At 65.7% G+C, this 17,972-nt stretch carries 25 protein-coding genes; 11 read left to right on the top strand and 14 right to left on the bottom strand.

The genetic code is table 11. The features are described 5' to 3' along the window. Positions 1-17: 17 nt before the first annotated feature. The 5 genes from F7P65_RS14770 to F7P65_RS14790 are packed head-to-tail and all read right to left on the bottom strand — an operon-like array spanning position 18 to position 3,273. Entirely contained in the window at positions 18-1,163 is a 1,146-nt protein-coding gene (locus F7P65_RS14770; protein WP_150293030.1) for a GNAT family N-acetyltransferase, read from the bottom strand. Then, positions 1,160-1,882 carry a glycerophosphodiester phosphodiesterase family protein gene (locus F7P65_RS14775; protein WP_150293032.1) on the bottom strand — a complete coding sequence of 241 codons (723 nt, stop codon included), beginning with the start codon at positions 1,880-1,882 and terminating at the stop codon, positions 1,160-1,162. The genes F7P65_RS14770 and F7P65_RS14775 overlap by 4 nt, the downstream gene beginning before the upstream one ends. Beyond that, positions 1,866-2,327, bottom strand: a complete 462-nt coding sequence (locus F7P65_RS14780) for a RidA family protein (RefSeq protein WP_150293034.1) — start codon at positions 2,325-2,327, stop codon at positions 1,866-1,868. Before F7P65_RS14780 ends, F7P65_RS14775 begins: the two co-directional genes overlap by 17 nt. Further along, the gene (locus F7P65_RS14785; RefSeq protein WP_150293036.1) at positions 2,324-2,980 is read right to left on the bottom strand and encodes an HAD family hydrolase; all 657 of its coding nucleotides are present in this window, start codon (positions 2,978-2,980) and stop codon (positions 2,324-2,326) included. The genes F7P65_RS14780 and F7P65_RS14785 overlap by 4 nt, the downstream gene beginning before the upstream one ends. Beyond that, a complete protein-coding gene (locus tag F7P65_RS14790) occupies positions 2,977-3,273 on the bottom strand; it encodes a DUF3572 domain-containing protein (protein WP_150293038.1) in 297 nt (98 codons plus the stop codon). Before F7P65_RS14790 ends, F7P65_RS14785 begins: the two co-directional genes overlap by 4 nt. Before the next feature lie 76 nt (positions 3,274-3,349). On the opposite strand from F7P65_RS14790, the gene F7P65_RS14795 reads away from it, so the two are divergent. Together F7P65_RS14795 and F7P65_RS14800 are read left to right on the top strand one after the other, a co-directional pair. Continuing rightward, positions 3,350-3,712, top strand: a complete 363-nt coding sequence (locus tag F7P65_RS14795) for a response regulator (protein WP_205452084.1) — start codon at positions 3,350-3,352, stop codon at positions 3,710-3,712. A 66-nt stretch (positions 3,713-3,778) separates the two neighbouring features. Further along, positions 3,779-3,976, top strand: a complete 198-nt coding sequence (locus F7P65_RS14800) for a hypothetical protein (RefSeq protein ID WP_150293040.1) — start codon at positions 3,779-3,781, stop codon at positions 3,974-3,976. A gap of 135 nt (positions 3,977-4,111) precedes the next feature. On the opposite strand, the gene rpmG is transcribed toward F7P65_RS14800, so the two are convergent. Continuing rightward, on the bottom strand, positions 4,112-4,279 hold the full coding sequence (gene rpmG / locus F7P65_RS14805) for a 50S ribosomal protein L33 (protein WP_007687342.1): 168 nt from the start codon (positions 4,277-4,279) through the stop codon (positions 4,112-4,114). 218 nt (positions 4,280-4,497) lie between these two features. On the opposite strand from rpmG, the gene F7P65_RS14810 reads away from it, so the two are divergent. The 3 genes from F7P65_RS14810 to F7P65_RS14820 all read left to right on the top strand — a co-directional run bounded on the left by F7P65_RS14810 (position 4,498) and on the right by F7P65_RS14820 (position 6,018). Continuing rightward, on the top strand, positions 4,498-4,815 hold the full coding sequence (locus F7P65_RS14810) for a hypothetical protein (protein ID WP_150293042.1): 318 nt from the start codon (positions 4,498-4,500) through the stop codon (positions 4,813-4,815). A 25-nt stretch (positions 4,816-4,840) separates the two neighbouring features. Further along, positions 4,841-5,407, top strand: coding sequence for a TMEM165/GDT1 family protein (locus F7P65_RS14815; protein WP_150293044.1), 567 nt, complete (start codon positions 4,841-4,843; stop codon positions 5,405-5,407). 119 nt (positions 5,408-5,526) lie between these two features. Then, positions 5,527-6,018: a Dps family protein gene (locus F7P65_RS14820; RefSeq protein ID WP_150293046.1), complete on the top strand. Its 492-nt coding sequence runs from the start codon at positions 5,527-5,529 to the stop codon at positions 6,016-6,018. 55 nt (positions 6,019-6,073) lie between these two features. Here the strand turns inward: F7P65_RS14820 and F7P65_RS14825 are convergent, their stop codons facing one another. The 7 genes from F7P65_RS14825 to F7P65_RS14855 all read right to left on the bottom strand — a co-directional run bounded on the left by F7P65_RS14825 (position 6,074) and on the right by F7P65_RS14855 (position 12,803). Beyond that, positions 6,074-6,544, bottom strand: coding sequence for a GreA/GreB family elongation factor (locus F7P65_RS14825; protein WP_150293048.1), 471 nt, complete (start codon positions 6,542-6,544; stop codon positions 6,074-6,076). A gap of 113 nt (positions 6,545-6,657) precedes the next feature. Beyond that, positions 6,658-8,484: a cobaltochelatase subunit CobT gene (cobT, locus tag F7P65_RS14830; RefSeq protein ID WP_150293050.1), complete on the bottom strand. Its 1,827-nt coding sequence runs from the start codon at positions 8,482-8,484 to the stop codon at positions 6,658-6,660. After that, the gene (locus F7P65_RS14835) at positions 8,484-9,266 is read right to left on the bottom strand and encodes a tyrosine-protein phosphatase (protein WP_150293052.1); all 783 of its coding nucleotides are present in this window, start codon (positions 9,264-9,266) and stop codon (positions 8,484-8,486) included. The genes cobT and F7P65_RS14835 overlap by 1 nt, the downstream gene beginning before the upstream one ends. Then, positions 9,263-9,685 carry an OsmC family protein gene (locus F7P65_RS14840; protein WP_150293054.1) on the bottom strand — a complete coding sequence of 141 codons (423 nt, stop codon included), beginning with the start codon at positions 9,683-9,685 and terminating at the stop codon, positions 9,263-9,265. Before F7P65_RS14840 ends, F7P65_RS14835 begins: the two co-directional genes overlap by 4 nt. Before the next feature lie 21 nt (positions 9,686-9,706). Continuing rightward, positions 9,707-10,714: a cobaltochelatase subunit CobS gene (gene cobS, locus F7P65_RS14845; RefSeq protein WP_150293056.1), complete on the bottom strand. Its 1,008-nt coding sequence runs from the start codon at positions 10,712-10,714 to the stop codon at positions 9,707-9,709. 88 nt (positions 10,715-10,802) lie between these two features. Continuing rightward, positions 10,803-12,092 (bottom strand): Hsp70 family protein, encoded by a 1,290-nt coding sequence (locus tag F7P65_RS14850; protein ID WP_150293058.1) that lies wholly within the window; start codon positions 12,090-12,092, stop codon positions 10,803-10,805. 93 nt (positions 12,093-12,185) lie between these two features. Beyond that, positions 12,186-12,803 (bottom strand): J domain-containing protein, encoded by a 618-nt coding sequence (locus F7P65_RS14855; protein ID WP_150293060.1) that lies wholly within the window; start codon positions 12,801-12,803, stop codon positions 12,186-12,188. A 44-nt stretch (positions 12,804-12,847) separates the two neighbouring features. Between F7P65_RS14855 and F7P65_RS14860 the strand changes: the two genes are divergently transcribed. From F7P65_RS14860 to F7P65_RS14870, 3 genes are read left to right on the top strand one after another with little or no spacing between them, the layout of a single operon-like run. Then, entirely contained in the window at positions 12,848-13,132 is a 285-nt protein-coding gene (locus F7P65_RS14860; protein WP_150293062.1) for a BolA family protein, read from the top strand. Between the two features lie 50 nt (positions 13,133-13,182). Further along, complete coding sequence (locus tag F7P65_RS14865; RefSeq protein WP_150293063.1) at positions 13,183-13,890, top strand: glutathione S-transferase; 708 nt, start codon at positions 13,183-13,185, stop codon at positions 13,888-13,890. Next, a complete protein-coding gene (locus tag F7P65_RS14870; protein ID WP_150293064.1) occupies positions 13,887-14,792 on the top strand; it encodes a pirin family protein in 906 nt (301 codons plus the stop codon). The genes F7P65_RS14865 and F7P65_RS14870 overlap by 4 nt, the downstream gene beginning before the upstream one ends. A gap of 19 nt (positions 14,793-14,811) precedes the next feature. On the opposite strand, the gene F7P65_RS14875 is transcribed toward F7P65_RS14870, so the two are convergent. Beyond that, positions 14,812-15,636 carry an MJ0042-type zinc finger domain-containing protein gene (locus F7P65_RS14875; RefSeq protein WP_150293065.1) on the bottom strand — a complete coding sequence of 275 codons (825 nt, stop codon included), beginning with the start codon at positions 15,634-15,636 and terminating at the stop codon, positions 14,812-14,814. A gap of 168 nt (positions 15,637-15,804) precedes the next feature. On the opposite strand from F7P65_RS14875, the gene ftsE reads away from it, so the two are divergent. Genes ftsE through F7P65_RS14890 form a run of 3 tightly spaced genes read left to right on the top strand, consistent with a single transcriptional unit; the run spans position 15,805 to position 17,968 of the window. Next, positions 15,805-16,515: a cell division ATP-binding protein FtsE gene (gene ftsE, locus F7P65_RS14880; protein ID WP_150293066.1), complete on the top strand. Its 711-nt coding sequence runs from the start codon at positions 15,805-15,807 to the stop codon at positions 16,513-16,515. Beyond that, the gene (locus tag F7P65_RS14885; RefSeq protein ID WP_150293067.1) at positions 16,515-17,441 is read left to right on the top strand and encodes a cell division protein FtsX; all 927 of its coding nucleotides are present in this window, start codon (positions 16,515-16,517) and stop codon (positions 17,439-17,441) included. Before ftsE ends, F7P65_RS14885 begins: the two co-directional genes overlap by 1 nt. Continuing rightward, on the top strand, positions 17,438-17,968 hold the full coding sequence (locus F7P65_RS14890; protein WP_150293068.1) for a YdcF family protein: 531 nt from the start codon (positions 17,438-17,440) through the stop codon (positions 17,966-17,968). Before F7P65_RS14885 ends, F7P65_RS14890 begins: the two co-directional genes overlap by 4 nt. Positions 17,969-17,972 lie beyond the last annotated feature (4 nt).

The following is a 17,972-nucleotide window of genomic DNA, read 5'->3' on the forward strand; positions in this document are numbered from 1 at the left end:
ATTAGGCCCAAACCCGATCAGGAAAGCCGCGTCTCGCCCTTGCGGAACGGGGTGCGCGCGGTCAGCCAGTCGCGGTCGCGCTGCACGCCCTGTCGTTCGCTTTCCAGAAAATCGGCGACGGCGCGGCGGAAGCTCGCATTGGGAATGAAATGCGCGGAATAGGTCGGCTCGGGCGCATAGCCCCGCGCCAGCTTGTGCCCGCCCTGCGCTCCGGCTTCCACATGTTCGAGACCCCGGGCGATGGCGATGTCGATCGCCTGATAATAGCAAAGTTCGAAATGCAGATGGGGTACCTCTTCGGTGCAGCCCCAATAGCGGCCATAAAGCGTGTCCGCGCCGATCAGGTTCAGCGCCCCGGCAATCGGCCGGCCATGCCGCCGCGCCAGCACCAGCAGCACCCGGTCCGCCATGCTCTCGCCCAGCATCGAGAAAAAGGCGCGGGTCAGATAGGGCCGCCCCCATTTGCGCGCGCCGGTATCCTGATAGAAGGTCCAGAAGGCGTCCCACTGCGCTTCGGTCAGCGCATCGCCGGTCAGATGGACGATCTCCAGCCCCTCGACCGCGCGTTCGCGTTCCTTGCGGATATTCTTGCGCTTGGCGCTGGACAGATCGGCCAGGAAGTCGCTGAAATCGCCATAGCCGCGATTGGTCCAGTGGAACTGGCTGTCCTCCCGGATCAGCCAGCCCGCCGCCTCGAACAGCGGCACCTGTTCGGGCGCGATGAACGTCGCATGGGCGGAGGACAGCTCATTCTGCTCCACCACCGCCTCGATCCCCGCGATCAACGCCGGGGCAAGGCCCGCGTCGCGCAGCAGCAGGCGGGGCCCGGGGACCGGGGTAAAGGGCGCGGCGACCTGAATCTTGGGATAATAATGCCCGCCTGCCCGTTCCCAGGCGTCGGCCCAGCCATGGTCGAACACATATTCGCCCTGGCTGTGGGTCTTGCCGTAAAGCGGCGCGGCGGCGGCGATCCGCCCGTCCGGCCCATCGATGACCAGCGGCAAGGGCTGCCAGCCGCTATTGCCGCCGACGCTGCCCGACCGTTCCAGCGCGGTCAGGAAATCCCAGCAGACAAACGGATTGCCGGTCCCGGCGCAGGCGTCCCATTCCTCACGCGGCAGTTGCGCGACGCCCTGGGCCATGCGCGCCACGCATTCCGTCATGCGGTGCGCTCGAAAATGATCTGGTCCGCGTGCTGCGCCGCGCGGGCGCGCTCTGCCTCGCTGCGCACGGTCCAACTCAACACGGGCATGTTCCGTTGGCGCATGGACGCGGACAGGGGGGATGGCAGGTCGCGAATATCACAGGCGATAAAATCGGGTTGCACCGCCCAAAGTGCAAGGGCGCGCCCGATCTTCGCCCGCCAGCCCTTGCTGTTTTCCTCCGTGACGACCAGCCCGCGCACGACATCGGGGCGGCGGCGGGCGAACCAGCGCATCGCCGCGGGGTTGAAGGACATCACCGCCGCCAGCGTCTTGGGGCGCCGCGCCAGTTCCTCGGCCACCGCCGCGCAGATCGGGGCGACACGCCACCCGTCCACCTTGATCTCGATGAGCAGCGGCACATCGGTTCCGCACAGGTTGAGCAGGTCGCGCAGGCGCGGCACGCTGCCGCCATCGGGCAGCATCAGCCGGTCGATCGCCTGCGCCTCATGATCGCAGACGGCGCCGCTCGCCCCCGTCATGCGCTGGAGCGTGGCATCGTGAAAGACAATGGCCACGCCGTCGCGGCTGAGCCGGACGTCGCATTCGATGCCGAAACGGCCGGCAATGGCGGCCGCGAAGGCCGCCATGCCGTTTTCACTGACCCCGCCCCCATGCAGCCCACGATGGGCGAAGGGGCGCGACGTCAAAGCCGCAAGGACGTCAGGCCGGACGGACAAGGACGATGGCGTCGATTTCGACCACCGCGCCCAGCGGCAACACCGGCACGCCCACGGCGCTGCGGGCATGTTTCCCGGCTTCGCCAAAGACCTCGACCATCAGTTCGGAGGCGCCATTGGCGACCTTGGGCTGGTCGGTGAATTCGGGTGTGCTGCTGATGAAGGCACCCAGCTTCACGATCCGCTCGACCCGGTCGAGGCTGCCAAGCGCCGCCTTCATCTGGGCGATGAGGTTGAGGCCGCAAGCCCGCGCCGCCTTGACGCCATAGTCGAGATCGCGGTCCTCGCCCAGCCGCCCGGTCATCAACTGGCCGTCGGACAGGGAGATCTGCCCGGAAATATGCAGCAGGCCATTGGCCTCGACCGCCGCGACATAAGCGGCGACCGGCGCGGCGGCGGCGGGCAAAGCGATGCCCAGTTCGGTGAGGCGGGCTTCGATGCTCATGCGGAGACTCCTTGAATGGTCGGAAAAGTTTCAGGCGCCGGTCCTTCGGCCAGCCGGGCAGCGATCCAGGCTTCGGCGGCGGCCCAGTCGTCGATCCGGGCGTGGGCCAGCGGCGCGGCGGCGACATCGGCGGCGATTTCCGGCTCGCCCACCATATGGAGCCGCCAGACGCCGGGCGCATGGTCCGCCACGGAGGCATGATGCTCCGCCAGGTCGTCAATGAACAGCGCGGCGCTGGGTTGGCGTTCCGCAAGGATGGCGGCCAGCGGCCGACCCTTGCCACCCTGGTTCCAGTGGACCGGGAAGGAAAGGCCATGAGAGGCCAGCTGCTCCTCCCGCAGACGATGATGGCGTTCGGTGATGTTGGTGAGGACGACGATGTCGGCGATGGCGCTGAGCCGGCCAAGCGCCTCCACCGCGCCGGCGATCGGCATCTGGCGATGCATCTGCGTGTCGAAAAAGCCGAGCAGCAATTCCCACACCAGCGCCCGCTCCAGCGGCAATCCGCTATCCTTGTGCCGCAATGCCTCTGCAAAACCGCGCTCGCGCATGTCGAAATGCACGTCATGGGTCGCATCCAGCCACTCCCGGAACGGCACGACCATGTGCAGCAGGACTTCATCGCAATCGGTGATGATCAGCGGGCGGTTCATGCGGCGAGGGTCTCCTTTGCGGCGATCAGGGCTTCGGGCGTGCTCTCGATGCTCTCCGCGCAGGCGATCAGGTCCGGCTCATGATCGGCCAGGAAGCCCAGCACCGCCCCCAGCACCGCAGGATCGCCCACGCCCGTCCGCAGCGTTTCAGCGTCCAGCCCGGTCAGCGCCAGCAGCCGGTCGGCGCGGCGGTCGTCCGCCAAGGTCCAGGCCAGCGCCATCAGCGCGAGGACGGATGGCTCTCTGTCCTCGCTTGGGCTATGCTGCTTGCCATGGTTAATGTCGGGACGCATGATTGATCTCTATGGGGGGCGGGCTTAGGGCACGCGCTTGACGAATTGGCGCATCTTCTTGAAACGCGGGTGAGTGGTGGCAAAGCGCGTGCTCGTTGTCGAGGACAACGAACTTAATCTCAAACTTTTTTGCGACCTGCTGCGCGCGCACGGGCGTGAGGTGCTGCCGCTGCGCGACGGGCGCGACCTGTTGGCGCAAGCGCGGGAGTTTCACCCCGATCTGGTGATCACCGACATCCACCTGCCGCATATCAACGGGCTGGACCTGATCGTCTCACTGAAGGGCGACGCGCAACTGTCCTCCGTCCCGATCATGGCCGTCACCGCCTATGCGGGGCATGGCGATGAGGAGCGGATTCGCGGCGCCGGGGCGCAAGCCTATGTGTCCAAACCGATTTCCGTGCTCCGCTTCGTCGAACAGGTGAACGCGCTGCTGTAACGTCCCGGCCATGACCGTCATTCCGACGTCATCAAGCCTTCATGCCCCTGTCGCACGGACGCAGCCTTGGCGTCATCTGCCTCTGCCAGCCAGCCGGGCGCAAGGGCGCGGCGTCCCGCCGACAGCCCGCATGGCATACAGGGTCTGAAGAGTTTCTTCGTCACCATCCAGCATCCGACCGGCAACGGGCCGGTATCGGGTCAGCCGCCGCGTTCCTCGACCATCGTGGTCCGCCGCACCGACGGCCAGCCGGTCGGCACCTGATTCTCATCCTTCCTCCCCTTCGGGCCGGGAAGGAAAGCAACAAGGAAAGGCCCGTTCCCTCCAGGGGACGGGCCTCTTCGTTCCGGCATGCGCCGCGAACCCAAATGCCGTCGGGCGGCCGGAGCCGCCATCAGATCACTTGATCTTGGCTTCCTTGAACTCGACATGCTTGCGCACGACGGGGTCGTACTTCCGGAAGCTCAGCTTCTCGGTCTTGGTGCGCGGATTCTTCTTGGTGACATAGAAGAAGCCGGTGTCAGCCGAGCTGACGAGGCGAATCTTGACGGTTGCTGGCTTGGCCATGGCCTTAGTCCCTGGTCGTGAATATCATGAAAAAGAAGAGCGGCCCCCCAACCTCTTTCAAGGAAGGAACCGCCCCGTTTCAGCGGCGGCTCATGAGGGAGATTCGGATCGATGTCAAGGCTCGTGGCTGAAACCCTGCATGCATGCTACACTTTACGCGGCCTTAACCAGCACCGGTCCATGATCGAGTCGGCGCTAAAGGACGGGGGAGTCACGCCATGCGACATGATCCGATGTTGGCCATTCTTGCCGATCTGCTGCGGCGCGTCGACGGACTTGCGGGAGCGCGGGGGCATGTGCCCGTGCCACGCCTGCGCGATGAAATCGACCAGATCCGCCATGTCGCGCGCGCCTTCCACATCGATTCGGTGGAGGGATTGGCGGGCACGCTGCAATCGGCGCTCTCCGTCCAGGGCGCAGGGCCGGTGGTCATGTCCTATCTCGACCTGATGCGCGAAGCCATCACGGCCGAATTGCCCGACGCGCAGGTCATCCCCATGCCGGTCTCGGCCTCCGTCACACATCTGTCCGCCTGACACCGAATCAGACGACGCCCGCTGAATGGACGCATTGCTGATCGCGCTGCTCGGCTGCCTGTTGGGGGAGATCGGGGACAAGGGGCAGTTGCTTGCCTTGGCTCTGGCCACCCGCTTCCAGCGGGACAGGGCGATAGTCGCGGGCATCGCCGTCGCCGCCATCGCCAATGCCGCCATTGGGGCAGCGGCGGGCGCCTTCGTCGCACCCATGCTGGGGTCCGATGCGCGCCTGCTGTTTCTGGCGCTGGCCCTGATCTTCCTGGCCATCGCCATACTCTGGCCCGTCAAGCGGCCCGATCCGCTGGCGAACTGGCGGTTGGGGCCGTTTCTCACGACCACGCTCGGGCTTTTCATCCTCGGCTTTGGGGATGGCGCGCAATTCCTGATCCTGGGAATCGCCACGCGGACCGCCGATCCCGTGCTGGCCGCGACCGGCGGCGCCATCGGCATCATCGCCGCGACCGTGCCCGTGGTCCTGCTGCGCGACCGATTGTTCAAGATGTTCCCGCTCCGGGCCATCCGCCTTGGCGGTGGGGCATCGATGCTCCTGATCGGCCTCAGCGTGGCGGTGTCGGCGCTGCATCTCGTCTGATCGAGCTTTTCCATCAGACTGACCGAAACTTTCGGCTCAAAATTCGGCGGTGATCATGGCACCTTATCGGCAACGGATCATTATATGTGCGAAACCAAGTCACTTAGCAGGAGCCAGGCATGACCTCCCCCGACCTCAAGACCCCAACGGACCTTCGCAGCAACGCGACCAAGTCGGTCGCACAGGCGTTGAACGGCGTGCTCGCGGACAGCTATGCGCTGTATTTCAAGACCAAGAATTTCCACTGGCACGTCTCCGGCCCGCATTTCCGCGACTATCACCTGATGTTCGATGATCAAGCGACGCAAATCCTGGCCACCACGGACCAGATCGCGGAGCGCGTGCGCAAGACCGGCAACACCACGCTGCGTTCGATCGGCGACATCGGGCGGCATCAGACGGTCAAGGACAATGACGCCGACTATGTTAGTCCCGGCGACATGTTGAAGGAGTTGCGCGAGGATAATCTGAAGCTGGTCGAGGCCCTGCGCGCGGCCAAGGCCGCCGCCACCGAAGCCGGCGACAACGCGACCGAAGGCATTATCGACGACTGGACCGATCAGGCCGAGGAACGCGCCTGGTTCCTGTTCGAGGCTGGTCGTAACGGTTGATCGAGGAAAAGCCCTCCAGCGCGAACTGGAGGGCTTTTTCCATCCATGGGAGGGATTATGCCTCCAATATCGGTTCAATCCCGAGAATCGTCAGCGCCCCCGGCTTGCCCCCGAAATCGACGGCCTCGCCTTCTTCCGCATCCATCATCGCGCGGGCGAGCGGCGCGGAAAAGGCGATGCGCCCCTCCGCCGGCTCCGCCTCATCATCGCCGACGATAGCGATCTGTTTCTCCTTGCCGTTCAGCCGATAGGTCACGCGCGATCCGAAGGCCACGGCCTCCCCATCCGGCACCGGCCGCACCTCCGCCGTCGCCAGCCGGGTCCGCCAGTAGCGCAGTTCGCGCTTCAGCTTCTTGGCATCCTCCTCGGCCATGCCGTCGGTCTCGACCGCCTCCAGCGCGTCCACCTTCTCCCGCGTCAGCCGCAGACCACGCGCCGTCACCCAATTGGGACCGGGCGGCAGGGGTATCTCGAAACTGGGTTCCAGATGCTCCTCGTCGCTCTCGCGACGAAAGGCGACACTCATTGCACTCTCCTGTTAAAACGCTCGTTCGCGCCAACATGAGGTCGAAATTTCCGTGCTTCTTTTCAAGGGAAGGCCGGGCCTCGACATCGTGAAAGCCCGAAAAAGCAGGGCTTCTAATCTTCGTCGAACAGTCCGGCGAGTTGCTCCACCATGGTGCCGCCCAGCTGTTCGGCGTCCATGATCGTGACCGCGCGGCGATAATAGCGCGTCACGTCATGGCCGATGCCGATGGCGACGAGCTGCACGGGCGAGCGGTTCTCGATCCATTCGATCACCTGCCGCAAATGCCGCTCCAGATAGGTGCCGCTGTTCACCGACAGGGTGGAATCGTCGACCGGCGCGCCGTCCGAGATCACCATCAGGATGCGGCGTTCCTCATGGCGCGCCAGCAGGCGACTATGCGCCCAGAGCAGCGCCTCCCCGTCGATATTTTCCTTGAGCAGCCCCTCACGCATCATCAGACCGAGATTCTTGCGCGCCCGGCGCCAGGGTTCGTCGGCCTTCTTGTAGACGATGTGGCGCAGGTCGTTGAGGCGCCCCGGCATGGGCGGACGCCCGGCGGCCAGCCAGTCCTCGCGGCTCTGCCCCCCCTTCCACGCGCGGGTGGTGAAGCCCAATATCTCGGTCTTGACCCCGCAACGCTCCAGCGTGCGCGCCATAATGTCGGCGCTGATCGCCGCGATGCTGATCGGCCGCCCGCGCATCGAGCCGCTATTGTCGATCAACAGCGTGACCACCGTATCGCGGAACTCGGTATCCCGCTCGATCTTGTAGGAGAGCGAGCGCGTCGGATCGATCACGATCCGCGCCAGCCGCGCCGCGTCGAGCAGCCCTTCTTCCTGATCGAAGTCCCAGCTTCGCGACTGCTGCGCCATCAACCGCCGTTGCAAGCGGTTGGCGAGCTTCGTCACCGCGCCCTGCAAACTGACCAACTGCTGATCCAGGAAACCGCGCAGGCGCAGCAGTTCGTCCTCGTCGCACAGATCCTCGGCGGTCACGACCTCATCATGCAGCACCGTGTAGGGCTTATAGTCGAAGCCCGGCGGCAGGTCGCCCATCGGCCGGTTGGGGCGAACCGGCATCATGCCTTCCTCGCCCATGTCGTCGACGCCTTCATCGCTGGCGGCGTCGAAATCGTCGCTATATTCGGTTTCGCCGTCCTCGGTGTCGCCGCCCTGATCCTCCGCGCGGGCTTCGGCAAAGGCGTCGCTGTCGCCGGCTTCGTCCTCGCCGCTGTCGCCGTCCTCCTGCTGCTGCTCCTCGTCCTCGCCCTCGTCCTGCGGCTCGGAATCGTCGGTTTCAGGCGGGGTATCGGCGTCGACAAGCTGGAGATGCTCCAGCATGGCGGACGTCAGCTTTTGAAAGGCCCGCTGGTCGTCCAAGGCCATGGCCAGCGCATCGAGATCGGCTCCCGCCTTGTCCTCGATCCATTGATCCACCATCGCCATGCCCGAAGCGACATCCTTGGGGATGGCCTGCCCGGTCAGCCGCTCGCGCACCTTGAGCGCCAGTGCCGTCGACAGAGGCACTTCATCGGCGGAGCGCGCCCGGCGGAGGGGATCGGACTTCAGCCGCAGGTCGAGCGCATGGTTGAGGTTCGCCCGGACTCCCTCCATCGACCGCGAGCCGATGGCTTCCACCCGTGCCTGCTCGACCGCATCATAGACCGCCCGCGCCACCGCGTCGGAGGGAGCGGCGGCATTATGCACCTTCGCATTATGATGCCGCAATTTCAGCGCATTGGCATCGGTAAAGCCGCGCGCCAGCGCCACCTGATCGGCGGGCAGGTTGCGTCCCGGCGTCGGCACCTTGATCGCCTTGCCCGCCATATGCGGCGTGTCGGCGGTGAAGTTCACCTCCACCTCCGCGTCGCGCGCAATCGACCGCGCCGCGCCGGACAGCACGTCCTTGAAAGCATCGAGGGGCGAACGGTCAGCCATCAGTTCAGCAGCATCCCACGCATGGCCTCGCGCGCCGCCGCATCCACGCCCAGCACATCGGTCAGATAGCCGTCGATACCGCCATGCGCGTCATCCAGCGTCGCAAACAGGGCGTCCAGATAGGCCGCGTCAGCCTTCAACAACGGGTCCAGCACATCGGCCCTGGTTCCGCGCGCCCGCGCCACCAATGTGTCGCGCTGCGCCAGCAACCAATCCCAATTGGCATGATCGTTGGTCGCCAGATAATCCGCGATAATCGTAGCCCTGGGCACGCCCAGCGCCGCCAGAACCAGCGCGGCGCCGACCCCGGTGCGGTCCTTGCCCGCCGAACAGTTGATGAGCAACGGCAACCGCCCGCCCGCGATCCGCGCGAACATGGCGGAAAAGGATTCGGCATGGTCGACCGGAATCACCCGGTACATGGCGATCATCGTCTCGCGCATGTCGCTCGCCGTTGCGCCGTCGCGCTTCAATATCTCGCCCAGCAGGCCGCTGCTCTCGCTATAGTCGCGGCAGAAATAATCGACCTCCGCCCCGTGCCAGAGCGTGGGTTCGGCCGTCCGCTCATTGGGCCGACGAAAATCGCAGATCGCCTTGATCCCGAAGGAGCGCAGATGGTCCGCATCGGCATCGGTCAAGAGCGCCATAGTCCCCGACCGATAGAGCATCCCGCGTTTCACGCAGCGCCCGTCGGCCGTCGCATAGCCGCCAAAGTCGCGCAGATTGAACGCGCTCTCCAGCGGCAGGCAGCCTTCCGGCGTCAGGACAATGGGTTCGCTCACGGCCGCTCGCCTTCCCCGACATAGGGCACGGCGATGGTTTCGATCTGCGTCTCGACCTCGCTCATCAGCTTGTGCACTGGGCATTTCGCCGCCACCGCGATCAGCCGATCATGCTGCTCCTCGCTCAGCGGGCCGGTCAGCGCGATGCGCGTGGTCAGCTTGTAGACGCCCTTGCGCTCCTGGCTGTTGTCGCGGACCACGCCGACATGGATGCCCTCGACCGGAATGCCGTTGCGCTGGGCGTACCAGAGCATGGTCATCGCCTTGCACGCGCCCAAAGCCGAATCGTACAGGTCATGCGGGTCCGGCCCGGCATCATCGCCGTCCGGCGCCGACATATCGGCGATCAGTTCATGCCCGCGAATGCTGATCCGATGGGCCGTTCCACCCGCGGGATCGATCCGTTCGACGACGATCATGGCTTTTCCTCCCTGCGGGACTCAGGCCGCGCGGTGGGCGACGCTTTCGGGCAGATCCTTGCCGAAGACGCGCTGATAATATTCGGCCACCAGCGGCCGTTCCGCCTCATCGCATTTGTTGAGGAAGGACAGGCGGAAGGCGAAGCCGATATTCTTGAAGATCAGGGCATTCTGCGCCCAGCTGATCACGGTACGGGGCGACATGACGGTCGAAATGTCGCCGTTGATAAACCCTTGGCGAGTCAACTCCGCCACCTTGATCATATTCTCGACTTCCTTGCGGCCGCCCTCATGATCATATTCGCCCGACTTGGCGAGCACCACCTGCGCCTCGGTCGCGGCGGGAAGGTAATTCAGCGCCACGACGAGGTTCCAGCGATCCATCTGGCCCTGGTTGATCTGCTGCGTGCCGTGATAGAGGCCGGTCGTGTCGCCCAGACCCACGGTATTGGCGGTCGCGAACAGGCGGAACCAGGGGTTCGGGCGGATGACCCGGTTCTGGTCGAGCAGCGTCATCTTGCCGTCGGTTTCCAGCACGCGCTGGATCACGAACATCACGTCCGGGCGGCCGGCGTCATATTCGTCGAACACCAGCGCGACAGGCCGCTGCAAGGCCCAGGGAAGCAGGCCCTCGCGGAATTCCGTCACCTGCTGCCCGTCCTTGAGGACAATGGCGTCGCGACCGACCAGATCGATACGGCTGATATGCGCGTCCAGATTGATGCGGATGCACGGCCAGCGCAGGCGGGCGGCGACCTGCTCGATATGGCTCGACTTGCCGGTGCCGTGATAGCCCTGCACCATCACGCGGCGGTTAAAGGCAAAGCCCGCCAGGATCGCGAGCGTGGTGTCCGGGTCGAACACATAAGCGGGATCGAGATCGGGCACCCGTTCATCCGCCTCCGAAAAGGCCGGAATCTTCATGTCGACATCGATGCCGAAAACTTCGCGCGCATCCACTTCGCGGTCGGGCGAAGCCAACAGCGTTTCGGCGCGGGTATCGGGCTGGACGTTGGGGATGTCGGTCATGATCTTGTCTCTTCGAGCGGTCTTGTCATCCATGCCCTAGCCATCGGGGACGGGCATGTCGATAGAGTGGGGCTTGTCGCCCGCCCAATCAAGCAGCCCATTCGGCCAAATTGGCCTCCTGCCCGATCAGCGCCAGTCCATGGGCGATCGAGGTCAATTCGCCGCCGGTGGCGATATGCTCCTTCCCGAAGCGCCGGTCGAAGATTCGCCGGATCGCCGGGATCAGCGATGTTCCGCCCGTCAGGAACACCCGATCGATGGCTTCGGGCGACACATTCGCCTTGGCCAGCGCCTTGTCCACCGTGGCCTCGATCTGCGCGATGTCCGGCGCGATCCAGCCTTCGAAATCGGCCCGCGTCACTTCCGCCTCGATGGCAAGGCCGCCGCCTTCGAAGGCGAAGGTCGCGCTTTCCACCTCCGACAACCGCCGCTTGAGCGACCCCACCGCGTCATAGAGCGGATAGCCCAGCTCCTTCTCGATCACCGTCATCATCCGGCCAATGGCGTCGGGATCGTTGGCCGTTTTCTGGAGCCGGGCCAGTTCCTCCATCGTCCGCCGGTTGCGCATCAGCGCCAGCCGCGACCAGTCGGCGAAATCCGCAAAATAGCTGCGCGGAATCTCCAGTTCCTTGCCGAAGCTCTGATAGCTGCCGCCCTTGCCCAGCATCGGCAGCACCAGCCGGTCGACAATGCGATAGTCGAACCGGTCCCCGGCCAGACCGATGCCCGCCGACCCGAGCGGCACGCAGCGGCGCGCCGCCCCCGGCGCCTCGACCCGCACGATGGAAAAGTCGCTGGTGCCGCCGCCGAAGTCCGCGACCAGGATGGTCGCCGCTTCGGTCAAGCGGCTGGCATAGCTGAACGCGGCGCCCAGCGGCTCATAGACATAATGAATCTCGTCGCCAAAGCCGCCGAACATGGCGTCATAGCGCCGCCGGGCCAGCGCTTCATCAGGCCGCGACCCGGCATATTCCACCGGCCGCCCGACCACGATCCGCTCCGGTCGCCGGTCCAGCGTCCCACCCGCATGACCGACCATGCGCGACAGGAACATCTGTCCCAGTTCCTCGAAGCGGAAACGCTTCTCAAACACGCTGGCGCTTTCGAAGATCGGGCTGGCCGCCACCGATTTGAAGCTTTGCAGGAAGCGGCTGTCCTCGGGAAATTCGAGATATTCGGCAATCGCCCACGGCCCGGCCTCATGCGCCATGCCGCCCTTCGCATCGCCATCATGCCAGAAGCAGAGCGCCGACCGGAACACGGCGCCGGCCGCCTGCTTGCCCGCAAATTCGACCAGTTCCGAACCGCCGTCTCCGGCAAGCGCGGCCACGCTGTTGGTCGTGCCGAAATCAAGGCCCAGGGCGCGGGGCGTCGTCATGAAATTCTCCGGGAGATAGGGGGTCGGCGCCTATGGCAGCGCCCATGGGTTATCACAACCCTTCATCTCATCTCCGCGCAGACGCGATCGCCTTCAGGCGAAAACTTCTGCCTTCCGCAACAATTGGTACGCCTCGATCACGTCTTGCAGGGCGGCTTCATGGCTCCGATCCCCGCCATTATGGTCGGGATGATAGCGGCGGAGCAATTCGGTGTAGCGCTGCCGCAAAGCCTTGCGGTCGGCATCGATCGGCAGCCCCATGACATCCAGCGCCCGTCGATCGTCCTTCGACAGGAACTTCCCGTCCTGCCGCATCTGATTGTCCGCCCGCGCCTTCGCGACCCGTTCCTTGAACTTCGCGCCGATGGCATCGAGCGGGTCCTGAAAATCCGACCATTTGGGCGGCGGGCTGGCGGCATTGGAGGAAAAGGCCCGCGTCTCCCGTTCCCACCCGGCATAGGGACGCTGGGCGGCGTTGATCTCCTCCGGGCTCATGCCGGTGAAGAAATTATAGCCCTGGTTGAATTCCCGCACATGATCGAGGCACAGCCAGCGCCAGCGCGGCCCCTCCTGGTTCGACCGCCCCCCCTCCAGCGGCGGCGCGCGGAACTCGCCCGGTTCGGAACAGCCGGGGACCGCACAGGCACGGTCGCTTTCCACGCGGCCATGGAAACGGTTGAACCGCCGGGTCGAGAAGGGATCGCTAGCCAAGATTGTCCTGATGCAACTGCGGGCAAAGGGCCTATATAGGCGCCATGACCGATGTTGCAAAAGGCCCGGTGGCCACTGAAATCGAAGCCCGGCTGCGCGCCGCCCTTTCCCCCGAACGGCTCGCCGTGATCGACGACAGCGAGATGCATCGCGGCCATGCCGGACATGACGGATCGGGCGAAAGCCATTTCACCGTGGACATCGTCTCCAGCCGCTTCACCGGCCAGAACCGCGTCGCCCGCCAGCGGCTCGTCAATGCGGCCCTCGCCGACCTGCTGCGCGACAAGGTCCATGCCCTCGCCATCAAGGCGCGCGCGCCCGGCGAATGAGACCTTGAGCCGGCCCATGCGTTGTCCCGCCGTCAAAGGAGGCGCAGCGCATGGCCTATGATTTCTGGTACTGGTCCACCATCCCCGGCCGGGGCGAATTCGCCCGGCTGACGCTGGAGGCGTGCGGCATCGCCTATCGCGACCGCGCCCGCATCGATGGCGACGACGCGCTGATGGCCGACATGGAGCGGCATGACGCAGGCCCCGCCTTTGCCCCGCCCTATCTGGTGACGGACGGCCGGACGGTGGCGCAGACCGCCAACATCCTGTTCTACCTTGCCGAACGGCATGAATGCGGTCCCTCCGGCATGAAGCCGCGTTACTGGCTGGCGCAGGTGCAACTCACCATCATGGACATGGTGGCCGAAGCCCATGACGTGCATCATCCCATCGGCCCGAACCTCTATTATGAGGAGCAGAAAGCCGAAGCCCTGCGCACCGCCCATGGTTTCCGTTCGGGCCGCATCCCCAAATATCTGACCTATTTCGAACATGCGTTGAGCGCGGAGCCGGGCGACTGGCTGGCAGGCGGGCGCTGGAGCTATGCCGACCTTTCGCTGTTCCACCTGATCGCGGGGCTGCGCTATGCCTTTCCGCTGCGCATGGCGACACTGACGCCATCCTTCCCGCGCCTTGCCGATCTTCACGAGCGGGTTGCGGTGCTGCCCGAATTGCGGGACTATCTGGCGAGCGACCGGCGCCTGCCCTTCACCCGGGAAGACGTCTTCCGCCACTATCCCGAACTGGACGCAGCATGACCCTGACCGACCCGATCATCCAGACCATCACGCCCACCACCCATAATCTGGGCGATTTTCGGGTCCATCGCTCCCTTCCAGCCAAGGAGCGCACCATGGTCGGCCCGTTCATCTTCTTCGACCAGGCCGGCCCGGCCCGCATCGCTCCGGGCCAGGGGGTGGACGTGCGCCCGCACCCGCATATCAACCTCGCCACCGTCACCTATATGTATGAGGGCAGCTTCCTCCACCGCGACTCCCTGGGCACGGAACAGTTGATCGAGCCGGGCGCGGTGAACCTGATGACGGCGGGCAAGGGCATCGTCCATAGCGAGCGGTCGCCCGATGAGGACCGGGCGAAATTGTCCAAGCTCTCAGCCATCCAGACCTGGCTCGCGCTGCCCGACCGCCATGAGGAAATGGACCCGGCCTTCGAGCATGTCAGCGAAGGGGGGCTGCCGATCATCGATTGCGGCCAGGCCCGCGCGCGGGTCATCATGGGCAGCCTCTGGGGCGAGACCTCGCCCGTCACCACCTATGCGAAGACGATCTACGCCGACATCCAGCTTTCCCCCGGCGGCTCGGTCCCCATCGATGCCGAAGCCGAGGAGCGCGCCATCTATGTTTCCGGCGGCGATGCGGCCTTGGACGGAATGATGCTCCAGCCGCAGACGCTCTATGTCCTGCGTCCCGGCATCCGCGCGACGCTGATGAGCGTCGATGGCGGCCGCGTCGTGCTGTGCGGCGGCGAGGCGTTCCGGACACCGCGCCATGTCTGGTGGAATTTCGTGTCCTCGACCAAGGACCGGCTGATGCAGGCCCGCGACGACTGGGAAGCCATGCGCTTCCCGCTGATCCCCGGCGACGACAAGGAATTCATCCCGATCCCTCAGGGCCGCCCGAAGACGGTAAGCTATCCCTGAATCAAGCCGTCATTTCCGATCACTGCACGAAGGTCAACGACAGATTCTCGGCATTTTTCGGAATGTCGATCCGGCTTTCGTTGATCGACGCTTCCTCGCCGGGTTTCAGGCTGGTCCGATCCGCCTTGGTGGTCCAGCTGAACACCAGCCGGTTCTGCCGGTCACGCAGCTGCACCAGCACCGGCGGCACCGGCAACTGCTGCTTGCCGCTGTTCACGATCCGCGCGCCGAAGGCGAAATATTCCTCCCCGGTCGGCAATTTGCGCCGCTCGGCAGGCTTGGACAGGTAGAAAAGCAGATCCGGGTCGCCCTCTTCAGCCACCAGCCCCAGGTTGATCGCCCAGCTCGGCGTGCCGAAATACCAGAGCGCCCCGCCCGCGGCCGCCACCAGCAGGCAGAAGCCCGCCGCGGCATAGGTCCACATCTTCAATCGGTTGCGGCGCGGCTTGAGCGGCGCTGCGGGCGCCTCCGGCTCCGACGCACGGCCGTAAACATCGTCGAACCGATAATCGGGCGCCGTCACCTCTGGCGCAGGCGGCACGGGCGGCACGGGCACAGCATCGCCAACGGGTTGGGGCGCCTGCGCCATCGCGGCCACCGGCTCGGGCTCGGACGGCGGAGGTGATGGTGGCGGAGGAGGAGGTGATGGCGGAGGCGGCGGCGGCGCGGCCATCGGCTCGGCGGCGCCCACGGTCGCCAGCGCCTCTTCCCGGGGCGCCAATTGGGCACCTTCCTGGAACCAGCTATGTTTGCAGGAGGCGCAGCGAACCTGGCGGCCGTTCGGGCCGACGGCGCTGTCCGGCACAATATAGCGCGTGGCGCAGTTGGGACACACCAGGATCATGACGCTTCATAGGCATGAGTTGGATTCGAGGGCAAGCGGCTTCAACATGCCGATGAAACAGGGTGCGACTCGCGGGAAGAGGCCGCATGGGCTTTACGGCCGCCCGTCCGCTGTGCCATGGCTGCATGTCAGGGGAAGCAGCGAGCGCAGGGGCGCAGTCATTCATTCATGTCCGCCATCGTCCAGTTCGAAAATGTCGGCCTGCGCTATGGTCTGGATAGCGAGACGCTGTCCGATGTCAGCTTTTCGCTGGCGGGCGGCGGCTTTTATTTCCTGACCGGCGCGTCCGGCGCGGGCAAGACCTCGCTGCTGAAGCTCCTCTACCTCGCCCAGCGACCCAGCCGGGGCGTCATCCGCCTGTTCGGCGAGGATGTGGTGACACTGCCCCGCAAGCGCCTGCCCGGATTCCGGCGCCGCATCGGCGTGGTGTTTCAGGATTTCCGGCTGGTCCCGCATCTGTCGGTCTATGACAACATCGCCTTGCCCCTGCGCGTCGCGGGAATGCAGGAAGCGGACATCGACGCTCCGGTCAGCGAGATGCTGAACTGGGTGGGGCTGGGCGACCGGGGGCAGGCGCGTCCCGCGACCCTCTCGGGCGGCGAACAACAGCGCGTCGCCATCGCCCGCGCCGTCATCGGACGCCCGGAAATATTGGTGGCGGACGAACCCACCGGCAACGTCGACGCGGACATGGCCCGGCGGCTGCTGACCCTGTTCGAAGCGCTCAATCGCCTGGGTACCACCATCGTCGTCGCCACCCACGACCTGCCGCTGATCGCGCAGGTGTCGGGCGCGCAGATGATGAAGCTGGACAAGGGCCGCCTGTCCGACCCAACCGGATCGCTGCGCTATCCGCCCAAGCCGCAGGTGAACGGCTGATGACCTCCGCTTCCCGCATGTCCGACCGTCGCGCTGCGGCCGCCGCGCGCCATCGGCTGCTCCCGGAAGGACGCGTGGCAGGCCCGATGCCCTGGATCATCGCGATCATGATGTTCCTGACGGTGCTGGCGGCGGCCACGGGCCTCAGCCTCGGCGCGGCCGTGGAGGCGATGGGCGCCGACCTTGCCGGGCGCGCCACGGTCCAGATTGTTGAGGCCAATGCGGAGCAGCGCGACCGGCTGAGCGCCATTGTCGCCCAGACCCTGCGCAAGGACGGCACCGTCCGCGCCGTTCGCCCGGTCGCGGCCGCCGCACTGGCCGACCAGATCCGCCCGTGGCTGGGGCAGGACGCGGCGAGCGGCGACCTGCCGATCCCGGCGCTGATCGACATAGAACTGACTCCCGGCCAGACCCCCGATCAAATTGGCGCGAAGGTCGAGCGCCTGCGCCACCAGTTGAACGCCGTCTCGCCCAAAATCCGCATCGAACCCCATGCCGCCTTTCTGGCGCCACTGGCCGGGCTGCTTTCGGCGCTCGGCTGGCTGGCGGCGGGCATCGTGCTGCTGATGACGCTGGCGACCGGCGCGGTGGTGGTGCTGGCTGCCCGCGCCGCGCATGACAGCCACCGGTCGACCATCGATGTGCTGCACCTGATGGGCGCGACCGATGTGCAGATCGCCCGGCTGTTCCAGCGCCGTATCGGCCTGGACGCGCTGTTCGGCGGGGTCCTGGGCTTTACCGTTGCGCTGCTGGTCATCGTGCTGCTGGGCACGCGGCTGCTGGCGACCGGCTCCGAATTGCTGAGCGCCATTCATCTGCCCTGGACGAACTGGGCGATCCTGGCGGCTTTGCCGGTCGGCGGCGTGCTGCTGGCAACGTTGGCCGCGCGCTGGACCGTGCTGCGGTCGCTGGGGCGGCTGCTGTGATCGTCCGCTTCATCGCCGTCACGCTGCTGGCGTGGATGCTGGGCTTCGCGTGGTTCGCGATCTTCCTGCCCCAGCCGCTGGACGGGCGCGAGACCGACGCCATCGTCGTGCTGACCGGCGGGGCGGGACGGATCGATCGCGGCCTGTCCCTGTTGCAGGACGGCGCGGCGAAACGGATGCTGATCTCCGGCGTCGACCGTTCGGTCCGCCCGTCCGAGCTGGCGGCGCAATATCACGCGCCCGAACGCCTTTTCACCTGCTGCATCACATTGGGTCGCGAGGCCATCGACACCCGTTCCAACGCCATCGAAACCGCGCATTGGCTGGAACGGCGCGACTTCAAGACGGTGCGCCTCATCACCACCGACTGGCATATGCGTCGCTCCGCGCTCGAACTGCGCCAAGCCTTGCCGGGGCGGGTCACGCTGGTCTACGACGCCGTACCCAGCCGCCCCAGCCTCACCATGCTGGCGCGGGAATATAATAAATATCTGCTGCGCCGGGCTGCGGCGCTGATCGGTATCTGACGGT

Origin of the sequence: Sphingobium estronivorans (genome assembly GCF_008692605.1) — a bacterium.
GTDB lineage: Bacteria > Pseudomonadota > Alphaproteobacteria > Sphingomonadales > Sphingomonadaceae > Sphingobium > Sphingobium estronivorans.